A 14253-nucleotide genomic window follows, 5' to 3' on the forward strand; every position below is an offset into this window, starting at 1 on the left:
GTCTGCGGGAATGGCCGATTTGTATGCCCTGCGAGCGGTCCCGCCAGCCCTAGGCAGGTTCCCTCGCAGCCCCCGCCCCCGCGTCGGTCCCCACGGACGCCCGGGCCCGGGCCTGGGCCGGGGCCGGGGCGCCGTTCCACTCCATGCGGCTCCAGGGCATCGCGAGGTCGTCCAGGGACGACACCGTGCGGGGGGCCAAGTCGTCGAGGTCGGCGGCCTCCCGGTGGCGGGCGAAGACCGTGTCGACGTAGCGGTGGCCGGTGTCGGGCGCGATGAACACCGTGGTGCCGCCCGGCTCCCTGGCGTGTTCCCAGCGGGCCGCGGCATAGCTCGCGCCCGTGGACAGGCCCGCGAACACCGCGTGCCGCCGCAGCAGTTCGACGCTGCCGGTCAGGGCGGTGCGGAACGACAGCCAGTGGACGGTGTCGTACGCGGTGTGCGTCACGTTGCCGAACGGGATCGAGCTGCCGATCCCGGCGATGATGATCTCCGGGTCGGCCACGTGCTCGCTGCCGAAGGTGACACTGCCGAACGGCTGCACACCCGTGAGCCGCACCGGACCCGCGCCGCCCGCGCCTTCGGTGCCGCCCGCGCCGCCCGCGCCGCCCACGCCGTCGGTGCCGCCCGCGCCGTCCCTCGCGTCCGCCCCGGCCGCGCGCACCTCGCGCAGATAGCGGGCGAGCGCGCCCGTCGACGCGCCCGAACCCACCCCGCCGACCAGCGTGAGCGGTGAGCCGTCCGCCGGGGCCACCGCGTGGATCCGCTCGGCGATCGCCCGGTAGCCGAGGTAGTGGACGTCGTCGTGGTACTGCCGCATCCAGTGGTACTCGGGGTGCGTCCGCAGGATCTCCCGGACGCGGGCGACCCGCCGCTTCTGGTCCAGCTTCAGGTCGCAGCTCGGCGGCATCTGCTCCAGGTGGGCGCCGAGTACCGCCAGTTGGGTGCGCAGGGTGTGGTCGACGGTCGTCGAGCCGATGATGTGGCAGCGCATTCCGTAGCGGTGACAGGCGAGGGCGAGGGCGTAGGCGTAGATGCCGCTCGAACTGTCCAGGAGGGTGTCGCCGCGGCGCACCGTGCCCGATGCCAGCAACTGCCGGACCGCGGCGAGCGCCGACACCACCTTCATGGTCTCAAAGCGCAGGCAGATGAGCCGGTCGTCGACACGTATCAGGTCGGGGCGGCCGATCGCCTCCGCCATGTGCTCGTCCGCTGCCGCCATGTGCGTGTCCATGCGGGGGCTCCTCGCTGGTCGGTGGGTTCGGGGAGGGGTTCTGGGAGGGAGTTGGGAAGGGGTGCGGGGGAGGGATCAGGGCGGGGGGTACGGCGTCCGCCGTCGTGCCGAAGGTGTACGTGGCGGGGATGCCCGCGGCCGACAGGGCGCGGGCGCAGCGGGCGAGGCGGCCGCGCAGGTCCGGTGCCGCCGGGTCGAACAGGAGCCCCGCCACGTTGCCGCTGTGCGCCACCTGCACGCCGACCGCGCCCACCCGGTTCGCGACGGTCATGAGTTCCCCGAACTCCTCGTGGGCGAGGACGCGTTGCCCGAGGCGGGCGCTGTCGGTCGCGACCCGGCCCAGCAGCGCCGGGTCGGCGGTGGCGACGGCGTGCCGCAGCAGGGCGCGCAGCCGTTCGTAGGCGCGTACGTCCTCTGTGTCGTACGCGCGGGTCGAGAGGGCGAGGGTGTCCACGGGGCGGCCGCCGCCGAGCGCGCAGCCGACCACGACCGCGGGCGGCAGCGCGGGCCCCAGCTCCTCCAGGACCCGGCCCTCGCGCTGGGCGAAGAGCAAGGGGCGGCCGTCCAGCATCAAGGGGTCCGACGCCCGCTCGGCGCGTACCGCGAGCCGTGCGACGGTGTCGGGCGGGAGGCGCACGCCGAACGCGTCGGCGACCGCGCGCACCGCCGCGATCACATCGCTGCTCGACGAGCCCATGCCGAGCCCCACGGGGATGTTCCCCGAGAGGCGCAACTCGCCGCCGCACAGCGGGGTCCGGCGGCGCGTCGCACATTCCGCCATGGCGTACGTGGCGGCCCGCAAGGCCTTCGTGCGGTCGGCCGGGGCCACCGTGATGTCCTCGGTCCCCGGGCGGCGTACGAACTGCGCGCGGGTGCCGAGGGACGGCATCGGCAGCGTCACGAGACCGGCCCGGCGCCGCCCGTGCTCGTCGAGGAAGACGCCTTGCAGGATCTCGCCGTGGTGGCACGCGGCCCGCCCGGTGCCGGTGCGGGCCCCGGTCGACGGCGGGGGTGTCACGATCCCCCCTTCTCGCGCGGCGTCGCCCGGTACCGGTACAGGGTCGTCGGCTCCGCGCTGAACTGCGAGAACGGGAAGGGTTCCGCGGACAGCGCGGTCACTCCCGCCCCGAGGAAGGCCCGTGCCACCGCGCTGCCGGACTGCGCGTACACGATCAGCGGTACGTCGCGCTCGCGGCAGCGGGCCAGGATCGTGTCGAAGGTGCCGTTGCTCAGGGTCATGCCGGTGGCGACCACGGCGTCGGCGGCGTCGAGCACTTCGTGCATGTCGCGGCTGACGGGGTCGCCCCACTGGGTCGTCCGCAGGTTGAAGTCGCACGGCAGGGGTTCGCCGCCGCGCTCCCTGATGGCCGCGACCAGGGGGTTGACGACACCGATCAGCGCGACCCTCGCGCCCCGGGGGATGTCGAGGAGCCCCGCGACGGCGGCGTCCCGTGCCACCGCGCGGACCTCGGGCGGGCCCGCGGGCAGCGTCACGGTCTCGGCGTCGTCGGCGTCCCTGTGCGGGCGCGTCGCCGCCAGGTAGGCGTCGAGCGCGGCCATGGCGAGGGGGCGTGGCGCCTCCCGCAACAGCGTGGCGAGCGGGCTGCCGGACGCCTCCTTGCATATCGCCGGGTCCATCTCGCCCGCCTCGAAGGCGCAGCCACCGAAGGACGCGCCGACGCGTGCGAGCACGTACTGATTGAGGTAGGTGACGTCGCCGCCCGCGAGGCGGGTCCCGTGGTGCACCCAGAACACGCTGGTCGCCGTCAACTCCCTCGGGTCGACCCCGAGTTCGCCGTCGAGCACGGCGCTGAGCAGGTCGTCCACTGTCTTCATGTCAGATCTCCTTGACTTGGGGGGGGATGGCGCCCCCGCGGGGGTGCGGGGTTCGCGCCCCTGAGGGCGGTGGGTTCGTGCCCCGAAGGGGCGCGGGGAACTGCGCGCCCAGCCAGGGACGTCCCGCGGACGCGTCTGCCGGGCCGGTGCGCAGACGCGTCTGCGGTTTGTGGTGCGCTGGGCGCGCAGTTCCTCGCGCCCCTTGGGGGGTGGGGTTCGTGCCCCGTAGGGGCGCGGGGAACTGCGCGGCCAGCCAGGGGAGTGCCGCAGTCGCGTCTGCTGGGTCAGTGCGCAGACGCGTCTGCGGTTTGTGGTGTGCTGGGCGCGCAGTTCCTCGCGCCCCTGGGCGGGGTTGGGTTGGTGCGTCCCGTAGGGGCGCGGGGAACTGCGCGACCGGCCAGGGACGTGCCGCAGTCGCGTCTGTCGAGCAAGCGCGCAGACGCGTCCGCGGCTTGTGGTGTGCTGGGCGCGCAGTTCCTCGCGCCCCTGGGCGGGGGACCCTCCGCCACCCATCAGCTCCCCCGGCGGGCCAGACGCCCGCGCTGCGCCACGCCGCGATAGGTCACCGCCAGGTGCCCGAGCGCGTCGGGCCCGGCCACCGCGTCCACCTCGAAGACCTCGGCGAGCAACCGCGACGTCAGCACGTCGCGAGGCACCCCCGAGGCGACCAGCCTGCCACCGTGCAACAGCAGCAGCCGATCGCAGTAGCGGGCGGCGAGCGACAGGTCGTGCAGGGCGATCAGGACGGTCTGGTCGGGGCTGGCGAGCAGGCCGAGCAGCTCCAACTGGTGACGTACGTCGAGGTGGTTGGTCGGCTCGTCGAGCAGGATCGCGTACGGCTGCTGGGCGAGCGCCCGCGCGATGTGGGCGCGCTGCCGCTCACCGCCCGACAGCGCCTTCCAGGGCCGCTCGCGCAGCTCGGTGAGGCCGACCCGGTCGAGGGCGGCGCCGACCACGGCCCGGTCCCGCGCGTCGAGACCGCGCCACCGGTCGCCGAACGGCGTCCGGCCGAGGCCCACGACGTCGGCGACCCTGAGGTCGCTGTCGGTGTCGGCGGCCTGCTCCACGAACGCGACGTGCCGGGCGACCCGGCGCTTGCTCCAACGCCGGATCGGCTCACGGTCGTACGCGACGGACCCCGCCGTCGGCGTACGCAGCCCCGCGAGGCACCGCAGCAGCGACGACTTGCCGGAGCCGTTCGGGCCGATCAGGCCGACCGTCTCGCCGGGAGCGATGTCGAGGCCCACGTCGGCGACGATCCGCCGGCCCGCCACCGACCAGGTGAGCCCCTCCGCGGTGATCCTCACAGCTCCCCCCTCCTGCGCAGCACCAGCAGGAACAGCGGTACGCCGAGCAGCGCCGTGAACACCCCGACGGGCACCTCCTGCGGTGCGAACGCCACCCGCGCGAGGGCGTCCGTCCACACCAGGAACACCGCCCCCACCAGCGCCGAAAGCGGAAGCAGCAGCCGGTGCAGCGGCCCCACCAGGAACCGCACGCCGTGCGGCACGATCAGGCCGACGAAGCCGATGGCCCCCACGGACGCCACCGCCACCGCCGTCATCAGGGACGTCACCACGAGCAGCGTCCAGCGCGTCGTCCGCACGTCGACACCGAGCGACGACGCCGTGTCCGCGCCGAACGAGAAGCCGTCGAGCGCGGCCGAGTTGAGCCAGAGGACCAGCAGGCCCACAGCCGTCACCCCGGCCGTCACCGCCGTCGTGTCCCAGCGCGCCGGAGCCATCGAACCGAGCAGCCACTGCGTGATCGCCCGGATCGCCTCCGCGTCCCCGGACGCCATCAGGACGAGCGAGGTCAGCGCCGTGAACAGCTGCGACACCACCACCCCGGTGAGGACCACCCGTACCGAGTCCAGGCCGCCCCTGCGCAGCAGCAGCATCAGCAGCGCGAACGCCACCGTCGCTCCCACGAACGCGCCGCCCGTCACCCCGAGCGAGGCCGAACCGACCCCGAGCACGACGACGGTGACCGCCCCCGTGGAAGCACCCGAGGAGATGCCGAGCAGATACGGGTCGGCGAGGGCGTTGCGCGTGACGGCCTGGAGCGCCGCACCGCACACCGCGAGCGAGGCGCCCACCAGGGCGGCCATCAGGACGCGCGGCACCCGCAGCTCCCAGATCAGCGAGTCCACGAGCCGCGGCAACGGCTCGACGTCGAGGCCCAGATGGAACCCGGCCGTCCGCACCACGTCCGCGTACGACACATCGGTGGTGCCGATACGGACGGAGGCGACGAGGGAGAGGAGGAGGGCGAGACCGGTGAGGAGGTAGAGGCCGCCGGTGGAGACCCGACGGGAGGCGCGGGGCACGCCCGTGCCCTCCACCCCGGGGACCTCTGGCACCCCGGGCACCCCAGGTACCTTAAGCCCCGTCGTCGCGGCCGAGGCGTCGCCCCGGGCCGAGGGATGCAGCAGGTCCGCGACAGCGGTGTCGGCACCGGCACCGGCACCGGTACCGGTACCGGTACCGGTACCGGGCCCATTGGCGGAGTGCGTGGCCCGGTTGGTGCCCGGGCTAGCGGACATACCCGAGGTCCTTCATCCCGGTGACGAGCCGCGGCAGCGCGTCGACCGTGCGGACCGAGGGGTCCATCTCGGTGCCCGGGATCTCGATGAACCGCTTCTTCTCGACGGCGGGCAGCTTGGACATCACCGGGTTCGCGCGGATCGCCTCGAGCTTGTCGGCGGCGCTGTCACCGGGCTTGCCGCGTTCGGACAGGTCGCCGATGACGAGGAAGTCCGGGTCGCGCTCGGCGATCTGCTCCCAGGTGACGGTGGGCCAGTCCTCGTCGATGTCGTCGAAGGCGTTCTTCGCGCCGACGGTCCGGCTCATCTCGCTGGGGATCGCGCTCCGCCCCGCCACATAGGGGGTGTCGCCGTACACGGAGTACAGCCAGACGACCGTCGGTTCGTCCTTGACCTTGTCCGCGGTCCTCGCCGCGGTGGCGAGGGTGGCGCGCTGGTCCTCGACGAGCTTCGCGGCGCGCTTCTCGACGCCGAAGATCCTGCCGAGGTCGTTGTAGTCCTGGAAGAGCAACTCGAAGGGGGACTTCACCCCCTTCCCTTCCTTCTTGCCGGTGCTCGTACCGGTGCTCGTGCCGCTGCCCGCGGCGTTCTGCTTCGGGCAGTCCACGGCGCTCACGAACGACGGCAGGCCGAGGTCGGCGAGTTCCTCGCGGGTGCCCACGCGGTCCTTGGTGAAGTAGTCGGTGAAGCCGCCGATGGTGAAGTCCGGTGTGGCGGCCCGCAGTTGCTCACCCGTGAGGATCTTCGGGCTGAGCACGTCGATTTTGTCGTACGCGGTCCGGTACTCCGGCGCGATCTTCGTCTTGAGGTTGGACGTACCGGCCATGCGGTCCTCGAGGCCGAGTTCGAGCAGTACCTCCGTGGAGGACTGGTCGAGGGCGACGGTGCGTTCGGGCGGCCCGTCGAAGCTCAGCTCCCGGCCGCAGCTGGTGAGGGTCGTCTTCCCGGCACCGCCCGCCCTGTCGTCCGACGCGGAGCCGGAGCCGGAGCCGGAGCCGGAGGACGAACAGCCGACGGCCGTCAGGGCGAGGGTCAGGGCGGCTATGCCGAAGCGGGCTGGGTGACGCATGGGACCTCCGGTCTCGGGTGGGACGCGATAAGGGTACTGTAATGGCAATCATTTTCATTAATGGTTTCCGGGGTGCCTTCCGGCGGGCGGCAGCTGTGCGCCCGGTGTCGCCAACTCCGCAGCAGCGGAGTTGAGTTGGGCGGCCCGCCGGGACCGGATAACAATTTCGAGATCCGTACGCGAACTCCCGCGGGGGTCCGTGCGGACGGCAGGAGAGGAGTACGTCACGTGGCGACCACGCCGATACGGCAGGCCGAGAGTGAGAGCGAGAACCAGCGGGAGGGCAGGGAGGGCACTGACGCGGGCGCGGGCGCGGCAGCGAAAGCCGCGCCTGCCGCGCCTGCCGCGCCCGCCGCGCACGGCGGGCACGGTGTGCTGCGGGACGTCGCCTTTCTGCGGCTCTGGTCGGGGACCACCGCCTCCGGGCTCGCGACCTGGGCGCTGCCCTTCGTCCTCGGGCTCGCGGTGCTCGACCGGACCATCGGCGCGGCGACGCTCGGCCTGCTGCTCGCCGCCCGCACCGCCGGGTTCCTCGTCGCCGTGGCCGTCGGAGGGGTGTTCGCCGACCGGTACTCGCGGCGTGGCGTCGTCCTCTGGGCGGGCCTGGCCGCCGCGGCGGCGACCCCGCTCCTCGCGCTCGGCCTCGGCCGCTCCCTCCCGCTGATGCTGGCCGCCGCGGCGGTCGCGGGGGCGGGGCAGGGCGCCTGCCGTCCCGCCTTCCAGGCGCTCACCGCCGAGGTCGTCGACGAGGACCGGCGCCAGACCGCGAACGCCGCGATGACGCTGTCCGTACGGGCCACGAGTCTCGCGGGGCCCTCGCTGACCGCCCTGCTCGCCTTCGTCCTCGACACCTGGGCGCTGCTCCTCGGGATCGGGGTGCTGTGGCTGGTCGCGGCGCTGGTGCCGGGGGCGGGGGGAGCCTCCGCGGCCGCCCCCGCGGAGGCCGCGAGCACCGGGGGCAGTGTGAACGCCAAGGGCGTTGAGAGCACTGGGAATGCCAAGCACGCAGGGGACGCCGCGGGCAGCGTGAACGCTAAGGATGCCGCGGGCACCGGGAACGCCAAGGGTGCCGCGGGCACCGGGGGCGCCGCGGGCACTGAAAACGCCAAGCACACCGGGAACGCCAAGCACACCGGGAACGCCAAGGGCGCCGCGGGCACCGCGAACGCCACCAACACCGAGAACGCCACAGGCACCGCGAACGCCACGGGCACCGACGGCGTCGGAGGTGCCGTGCCCCGCCCCCGCCCCTCCTTCTTCGCGGAGTTCGCGGAGGGCCTGCGCGAAGCGCGCAGGCACCCCTGGTTCCTCGCCGGTCTCGGCGCGCTGACCGTCGTCATATCCACCGGCTACTCGGCCACCGGCGTCGCCCTGCCGCTGGTCAGCCGCGACAAGTACGACACCGGGGTGGTGCTCGCCGCCGCCATGACCGCGTACACGCTCGGCGCGCTCGGCGGAGCCGTCGTCGTCGCCCGCTGGCGGCCGCGCGCCCAGGGCTGGGCCGCCCTCGCGGGCCTCGGCCTGTACGGCTTCGCGCCGCTCAGCCTGCTGCTGCCCGTGCACTGGGCGTTCGTCGTGGCCGCGTACGCGGTGGCGGGAATCGGCATCGAACTGTTCAACGTGCCGTGGTTCACGGCGACACAGCGCGAGGTCGCCCCCGACAAGCTGGCCCGGGTCTCGTCCCTCGACTTCATGCTCTCCTACGGGCTCGCGCCCGCGGGCCTCGCCCTGATCGCCCCCGCCATCGAACACTTCGGCGCCCGGCCCGTCCTCGCGGTGTGCGCGACGCTGTGCTTCGCGGCCCCCGCGGCGGCGGCCCTCGTACCCAGTGCCCGCGGGTTCGCCCGGGAGCGCGCCGGACGTGCGACCCCGGGGGAGGCGACGCATGCCTGACGGGTCGGGTACGCCGGTGCGGGACGGCGCGTCCGGAGCCGGGTGCGGGATCGTGCCGCCCCGCGTCGGGGCGCAGCGTCTTGGCGCCGCGGCCGACCTGTTGGCCGAGCACGGTGCCGTCGTCCTCACCGGGTACGGCGCGGACCCCGACGAACTGGTCGTGGCCGCCGCGACCGTGCTCGGTGCGCGGCTGCGCGAGCTGTTCCCGCAGCGGCTGCGCGCCTCGCGCGACGGCGGCCCCGTCCACCTGCACGCCGACAGCTTCGACGTGACCGTGGACGTGGGCGGCGTCCCGGTCAGGCGGCGGCACCCCGACGAGGACCACGTGTTCGTGCAGTGCGTGCGCCCCGCGCCGGTGGGCGGGGACTCGTTCGCACTCGACGCGGTCCGGTACGTGGACGGGCTCGCGGCGGCCGACCCGGAGCTGTGGTCCTTCCTCACGGGCTGCGACGTCGATCTGTACGGGGCGTGGGCGGGCCTGCGCGGCCTGCCCGCGACGCCGAGGGTCGGCAGGCACGTGGAGTGGACGCGCACCGGGCGCCGCGTGGTGCGGCGCACGGACGGCGCGGTGCCGCTGCACCGGGACCGCGACGCCGACCACGTGAGGGCCATGCTGACCCGGTTCACCCGGGCCGTGCACGCCCTCGAACCAGGCCTGCCGCGCTTTCGCCTGGACGCGGGCGACATCCTCGTACTGGACAACTACCGGTGCTGGCACGGGCGGGACGGGCACGCGGGGGAGCGGGCGGTACGGATCCTGACGGTGCGGAGTTCCGACGCGCGGTAGGGGCGCGGGGGTCCCGCACCCCGGGGCTCCGGCACTCGCGCCGGGCACGGCAGCCGGGCGGGGGCGTCCCGGCCTCCGGACACCACGCCAGGGCGCAGCGGCACGGCGGAGGTCCCGGCGCCTGCGGGGTGGCCGTCCAGGGGGACGGATTGCTGCCACCTGCGGGGGTGGCCGTCCAGGGGGGGCCGTTCCGGCGGCGGGGGGCGGACCCGTTTCAGGGCAAGGGCGGCGTCCATGGCACCGGCCCGAGTGCGCGGCCGCGCGGCCCGAGCGCGCGGGCCGCGCGCCCGCCGTCGGCGCCGCCCCCGCCCGGCGGTGCCCGGCCCCCGTGACCAGTCGTCAGACGTGCGCGCCACCGTCGGGACCGGCACCCTCCGCCGGACCCTCGCCCTGCGGCGGAGTTCCGCCCGGGCTCTTGCCCTGCGGCGGAGTCCCGGCCGGGCTCTTGCCCTGCGGCGGAGTCCCGGCCGGGCTCTTGCCCTGCGGCGGAGTCCCGGCCGGGTCCTCGCCCTCCGGCGGAACCCCGCCCGAACCCTCACCCCCTGGCGGAACCCCGCCCGAACCCTCACCCCCCGGCGGAACCCCACCCCCGGCGAGCGGTGCCCGCCACGTCACCGTCGTGCCCGTGCCCGTGCTCGCGCCGCCCGTGTCGCCGTCGTCGTACACCGTCAGACGGACGCCCGCCCTGCCGTCGGGCAGGGCGGCGCGGGCGTCGATCGTCACGTCGACGCGGGTGACGCCGGGGCGGCGGGCGGTCGCGGCGAGGGCGCGGCGCAGGGCCCGCACCAGGCGGCTCGCGGTGGGCTCCGTGACGTGGGTGTCGAGGGCGCCGGTGAAGCGCACGGACGGCTGCACGCCGAGGAGTGCCGCCGCGCCCGCCGTCTCCTTGAGCACCCTCCCGCGCAGGGCGGCCGGCGCCTCCGCGGGCGGCTGCTGGAGGGCGAAGATGGCGGTGCGCACCTCCTGGATCGTGGACTCCAGCTCCTCCACCGCCTGGTCGAGCGCCGTCCGCACCGGCGCCGAAGCGGCCCTGCGCCGCGTCGACTCCAGCATCATGCCCGTCGCGAACAGCCGCTGTACGACGAGGTCGTGCAGGTCACGTGCGATGCGGTCGCGGTCCTCGAAGACCGCGAGGCGCTGCCGGGACTGCTGCGCGTCGGCGAGGACGAGGGCGAGTGCCGCCTGCGAGGCGAACTGGGTGGCGAGGAGCCGCTCCACGGCGGTGTACGCGGGGTCGCCGCGGCGCCGCGGCAGGGCGAGGGTGCCGATGAGGCGGCCGCCCGCCCGCAGCGGCAGCATCATGCTCGGCCCGAAGCGGGACCGCACCCGCGTCGTCATCCGGGGGTCGGTCGCGGAGTCCTCGACGAACACCGGCTCACCGCCGAGGAGCTGTTCGAGGACGGCGCTGCCGGGCTCGATGGTGGTGCCGATGAGGTCGTTCTGCGCGGCCGCGGCGGGATGCCTGCGGCGCTCGGGCGGGGATCCCGCGGGCCCGGCGTCGCCGGCGGCGTCCGTCGCCGCCGCCACGATCGCCATGCCGCCGGCGGGCGTCGGTTGCAGGACGACACCCGCGGCGGCCGCCGCGAGCAGCCGGGCCTGCTGTGCCACCGTCATCAGCGCGTCGGCCGCGGCCTCACCGGTCAGCAAGGCCGTGGTGACCGCCGCCGCGCCCTCGATCCAGCGTTCGCGCTGGCGGGCGGTCTCGTAGAGCCTGGCGTTGCCGATCGCGATCCCCGCCTGCCCCGCGAGGATCCGCAGCAGACCGCGGTCGCCCTCCGTGAACCCGCCCGCTCCCGCCGCCGCCCCGGCTCGCAGGTCCAGGGTCCCGAACTCCTCGTCGTGCACGAGGACGGGGACGCTCAGGGAGGGGGCGTCCCCGCCGGGCTCCCCGTCGGCCCCCGCGCCGCCCCTGCCCGCCGTGAACACGTCCTGCCCCCCGCCGCCCGCGGGCCCCGCCACCCGCAGCGTGCCGTACCGGGCGCCGGTGAGGCGTACGGCACCGTCCACGATGTGCTGGAGCGTGGCCCCCAGTTCGAGTTCGGTGCCGACGCTCAGGACCGCGTCCAGGAGGACCGGCAGCGGCGGCGACCCGCCGCCGTCGTCGGTGTCGGCGTCGCTCATGCCGTCGGCGCCCCTTCCCCTCTGTCTGCCCGCCGGGACCGTCCGCCGGAACCGCCCGCCGGGACCGTCCGCCGGAACCGCCCGCCGGAACCGCCCGCCGGGACCGCCCGCCGGGACCGCCTGGTGGGGGCGGCGGTGCGCGACGGCGGACCGCCCGCCCCGCGCTCAGCCCGCCAGCGGGTCGAGACCCAGCGGTTGGATCTTGCCTTCGAGCATGGCGCCGAGGCCGAGCACGGCGCACACGTCCGGGCGCTCCGCGATGCGCACCGGCATGCCCGTCGCGTTCACCAGCATCTGGTCGAGCCCGGGCAGCAGCGCGCTGCCGCCGACCATCATGATCCCGCGGTCCGCGAGGTCGGCCACGAGGTCGGGCGGGCAGTCGCGCAGGACCTTGCCGATGCCGTCGAGCACGGCGGTCAGCGGCGTGTGGATCGCGTCGCGCACGGCGGCGGTGTCCACGTGCACGGAGCGGGCGAGGCCGGTGGCGACGTCCCTGCCGTGGATCTCGGTGGACTCGGGGCCCTGCGGGGTCAGGCCGTTGCCGCTGAGGGCGAGCTGGAGGGGGCGTACCGACTGCGAGGGGAGCATCAGCTCGTGCTGGTGCCGCAGGTGCTGCACGATCGCGTGGTCGATGGCCTCGCCCCCGACGGGAATCCGCTCGGCCGTCACGATCGAACCGAGCGAGAGCACCGCGACCTGAGTGGTGGCGGCCCCGCACACCAGGATCATGGTGGCCTCGGGCCGTTCCACGGGCAGCCCGCAGCCGACGGCCGCGGCGATCAGCGTGTCGACCAGCTCGACCCGGCGGGCGCCGAGCCCCACCATCGTCTCGACCGCGGCGCGCCGCGCGAGCGGGTCGGCGTCGTGCGGCGTGCAGGCCGCAGCGCGCAGCCGCGGCTTGCGGCGCAGCGTACGGCGCAGCTTCTCGCCGAGGAGATGGCGCAGCATCCGCTGGCACATCTCGATGTCGACGACGGTGCCGCCGGACACCGGCCGCACCACCCGGATGTATCCGGGAGTGCGCCCCGTCATCTGCTCCGCGAACTGGCCCACCGCGATCAGCGCCCCGGTCCGCGTGTTCACGGCGGCGGCACTCGGCTCGTCGACGACGAGGCCCGCGCCCTTCACGAACACCCGCGTGCGCGCGGCCCCCAGGTCGACGGCGATTTGGCAGCGGCGCAGCTGTTCCAGGCTGACGGTCATGGCGGATCCTCCCGAGAGCACAGACCGTGCGGACCGCCGGGCGGTGGTCCGAGACAGGACCGTCGGCCGACGGTCCTGTCTCGCATCGTGCGGCCCCCGGCCGCGGGGCGCGCGCGGTGGTGGGCCGGGCGGGGTGCCGCCGTACGGGTGGACCGTGGGCGGCGGGAAGCCGCTCGGCGTCCCGGTGCGAGCCGGTTAGCATCCGGTGTGACACGAGCATCAGCGGCAGACACCCCTGACGAACAGGTCGAGCCCGGCGAAGCGGACGAACCGCGTGCGGCCGCGAAGCCCCCGCCCCCCGCCGCCGGGCGGCGCATATTCGCCGACCTGACCCCCTTGCGCACCTCGGCCGACTACCGGCGGCTCTGGGTCGGCAACACCGTCTCCTGGACCGGCCAGGCCATGACGGCACTCGCGGTGTCGCTCCAGGTGTACGACATCACCGGTTCCAGCTTCGCGGTCGGCCTGGTGGGCCTGTTCACCCTCGTACCCCTGATCGTCTTCGGTCTGTACGGGGGCGCGGTCGCCGACACCCTGGACCGCCGCAAGGTGGGCCTGTACTCGGCGGCGGGCCTGTGGGCCCTGTCGTTCGTCCTCGCCGCCGCGGCGCTCGCCGGGTTCCACCGGGTGTGGCTCCTGTACGGCGTGGTCGCGTTGCAGGCGGTGTGCGGCGCCCTGAACGGCCCCGCACGCTCCTCGATGATCCCCCGGCTGCTGCCGCCCGAGCAGCTCCCCGCGGCGAACGCCCTGAACTCCATCACGATGACGACGGGCACCACGCTCGGCCCGATGCTCGGCGGCGTCCTCGTGGGCGTGTGGGGCTACCAGTCGGCGTACGTCGTCGACGCGGTGGCGTTCACGGCGGCGCTGTACGCGATGTGGCGGCTGCCCGCGATGCGGCCGGAGGCCGGTGCGCAGCCGGAGGGCGTGGCCGGGGCGGGCGGCAGGCGGCGGCGCGCCTCCGTCATGGACGGTCTGCGCTTCCTCGCCACCCGCCCCAATCTGCGCATGACCTTCTTCACCGACCTGTGCGCGATGGTGTTCGCGCACCCGCGTGCGCTGTTCCCCGCGGTCGCCGTGGTCTGGTACGGCGGTGACGCGAAGACCGCGGGGCTGCTCGCGGCGGCGCCCGCCGTGGGCGCGCTGCTGGGCGGGGTGTTCTCCGGCTGGCAGGGCAGGATCCGGCGGCACGGGCTCGCGATCGTGCTCTCGGTGGCCGCCTGGGGCACGGCGATCGCGGTGTTCGGCCTCACCCGCAACCTGTGGCTCGGCGTCCTCTTCCTCGCCCTCGCGGGCTGCTCCGACATGATCTCGATGGTCTTCCGCAACACCATGCTCCAGGCCGCCACGCCCGACGCGATGCGGGGCCGGCTCCAGGGCGTGTTCATCGTGGTCGTCGCGGGCGGCCCCCGGCTCGGCGACTTCCTGGCCGGGACCGTCGGCCAGGCGGTGTCGCCCGGGGTGGCGATCGTCGGGGGCGGCGTCGCGTGCGTGGTGGCGGTGGGGCTCCTCGCGGCGCGGTGGCGGGCGTTCCTGCGCTACGACGCCCGCGACCCCCATGCGTGACG

The 14253-nt window shown here is 74.8% G+C and carries 10 protein-coding genes and 1 pseudogene; 3 read left to right on the plus strand and 8 right to left on the minus strand.

The features are described 5' to 3' along the window. Positions 1-49: 49 nt before the first annotated feature. From ACH4DX_RS02710 to ACH4DX_RS02735, 6 genes are all read right to left on the minus strand, one after another. On the minus strand, positions 50-1231 hold the full coding sequence (locus ACH4DX_RS02710) for a pyridoxal-phosphate dependent enzyme (RefSeq protein WP_398153729.1): 1182 nt from the start codon (positions 1229-1231) through the stop codon (positions 50-52). Further along, complete coding sequence (locus ACH4DX_RS02715; RefSeq protein WP_398153730.1) at positions 1131-2249, minus strand: GHMP kinase; 1119 nt, start codon at positions 2247-2249, stop codon at positions 1131-1133. The genes ACH4DX_RS02710 and ACH4DX_RS02715 overlap by 101 nt, the downstream gene beginning before the upstream one ends. Continuing rightward, a complete protein-coding gene (locus tag ACH4DX_RS02720) occupies positions 2246-3067 on the minus strand; it encodes a Rossmann-like domain-containing protein (RefSeq protein WP_398153731.1) in 822 nt (273 codons plus the stop codon). Before ACH4DX_RS02720 ends, ACH4DX_RS02715 begins: the two co-directional genes overlap by 4 nt. Before the next feature lie 512 nt (positions 3068-3579). Further along, a complete protein-coding gene (locus ACH4DX_RS02725) occupies positions 3580-4374 on the minus strand; it encodes an ABC transporter ATP-binding protein (RefSeq protein ID WP_398153732.1) in 795 nt (264 codons plus the stop codon). Continuing rightward, positions 4371-5612 carry a FecCD family ABC transporter permease gene (locus tag ACH4DX_RS02730; protein ID WP_398153733.1) on the minus strand — a complete coding sequence of 414 codons (1242 nt, stop codon included), beginning with the start codon at positions 5610-5612 and terminating at the stop codon, positions 4371-4373. Before ACH4DX_RS02730 ends, ACH4DX_RS02725 begins: the two co-directional genes overlap by 4 nt. Then, positions 5602-6681, minus strand: a complete 1080-nt coding sequence (locus ACH4DX_RS02735) for an ABC transporter substrate-binding protein (RefSeq protein ID WP_398153734.1) — start codon at positions 6679-6681, stop codon at positions 5602-5604. Before ACH4DX_RS02735 ends, ACH4DX_RS02730 begins: the two co-directional genes overlap by 11 nt. A 393-nt stretch (positions 6682-7074) precedes the next feature. Between ACH4DX_RS02735 and ACH4DX_RS02740 the strand changes: the two genes are divergently transcribed. Next, positions 7075-8574, plus strand: a complete 1500-nt coding sequence (locus tag ACH4DX_RS02740) for an MFS transporter (protein ID WP_398154165.1) — start codon at positions 7075-7077, stop codon at positions 8572-8574. Further along, positions 8567-9361, plus strand: coding sequence for a TauD/TfdA family dioxygenase (locus tag ACH4DX_RS02745; RefSeq protein WP_398117168.1), 795 nt, complete (start codon positions 8567-8569; stop codon positions 9359-9361). The genes ACH4DX_RS02740 and ACH4DX_RS02745 overlap by 8 nt, the downstream gene beginning before the upstream one ends. Before the next feature lie 594 nt (positions 9362-9955). Here the strand turns inward: ACH4DX_RS02745 and ACH4DX_RS02750 are convergent. Together ACH4DX_RS02750 and ACH4DX_RS02755 are read right to left on the minus strand one after the other, a co-directional pair. Next, positions 9956-11482: pseudogene (locus ACH4DX_RS02750) on the minus strand (GAF domain-containing protein); the annotation flags it as partial. Positions 11483-11647: 165 nt separating this feature from the next. Beyond that, complete coding sequence (locus tag ACH4DX_RS02755) at positions 11648-12685, minus strand: rod shape-determining protein (protein ID WP_398153735.1); 1038 nt, start codon at positions 12683-12685, stop codon at positions 11648-11650. A 207-nt stretch (positions 12686-12892) separates the two neighbouring features. On the opposite strand from ACH4DX_RS02755, the gene ACH4DX_RS02760 reads away from it, so the two are divergent. Further along, positions 12893-14251, plus strand: a complete 1359-nt coding sequence (locus tag ACH4DX_RS02760) for an MFS transporter (protein WP_398153736.1) — start codon at positions 12893-12895, stop codon at positions 14249-14251. Positions 14252-14253 lie beyond the last annotated feature (2 nt).

Origin of the sequence: Streptomyces sp. NPDC017940 (genome assembly GCF_044328435.1) — a bacterium.
In the GTDB taxonomy this organism is placed as follows: Bacteria; Actinomycetota; Actinomycetes; order Streptomycetales; family Streptomycetaceae; genus Streptomyces.

Bases quoted from the DNA above. Each gene is read 5' to 3' on its own strand.
- ACH4DX_RS02710 (WP_398153729.1), bottom strand. From the start codon at position 1,231: ATGGACACGCACATGGCGGCAGCGGACGAGCACATGGCGGAGGCGATC.
- ACH4DX_RS02720 (WP_398153731.1), bottom strand. From the start codon at position 3,067: ATGAAGACAGTGGACGACCTGCTCAGCGCCGTGCTCGACGGCGAACTC.
- ACH4DX_RS02730 (WP_398153733.1), bottom strand. From the start codon at position 5,612: ATGTCCGCTAGCCCGGGCACCAACCGGGCCACGCACTCCGCCAATGGG.
- ACH4DX_RS02735 (WP_398153734.1), bottom strand. From the start codon at position 6,681: ATGCGTCACCCAGCCCGCTTCGGCATAGCCGCCCTGACCCTCGCCCTG.
- ACH4DX_RS02745 (WP_398117168.1), top strand. From the start codon at position 8,567: ATGCCTGACGGGTCGGGTACGCCGGTGCGGGACGGCGCGTCCGGAGCC.
- ACH4DX_RS02755 (WP_398153735.1), bottom strand. From the start codon at position 12,685: ATGACCGTCAGCCTGGAACAGCTGCGCCGCTGCCAAATCGCCGTCGAC.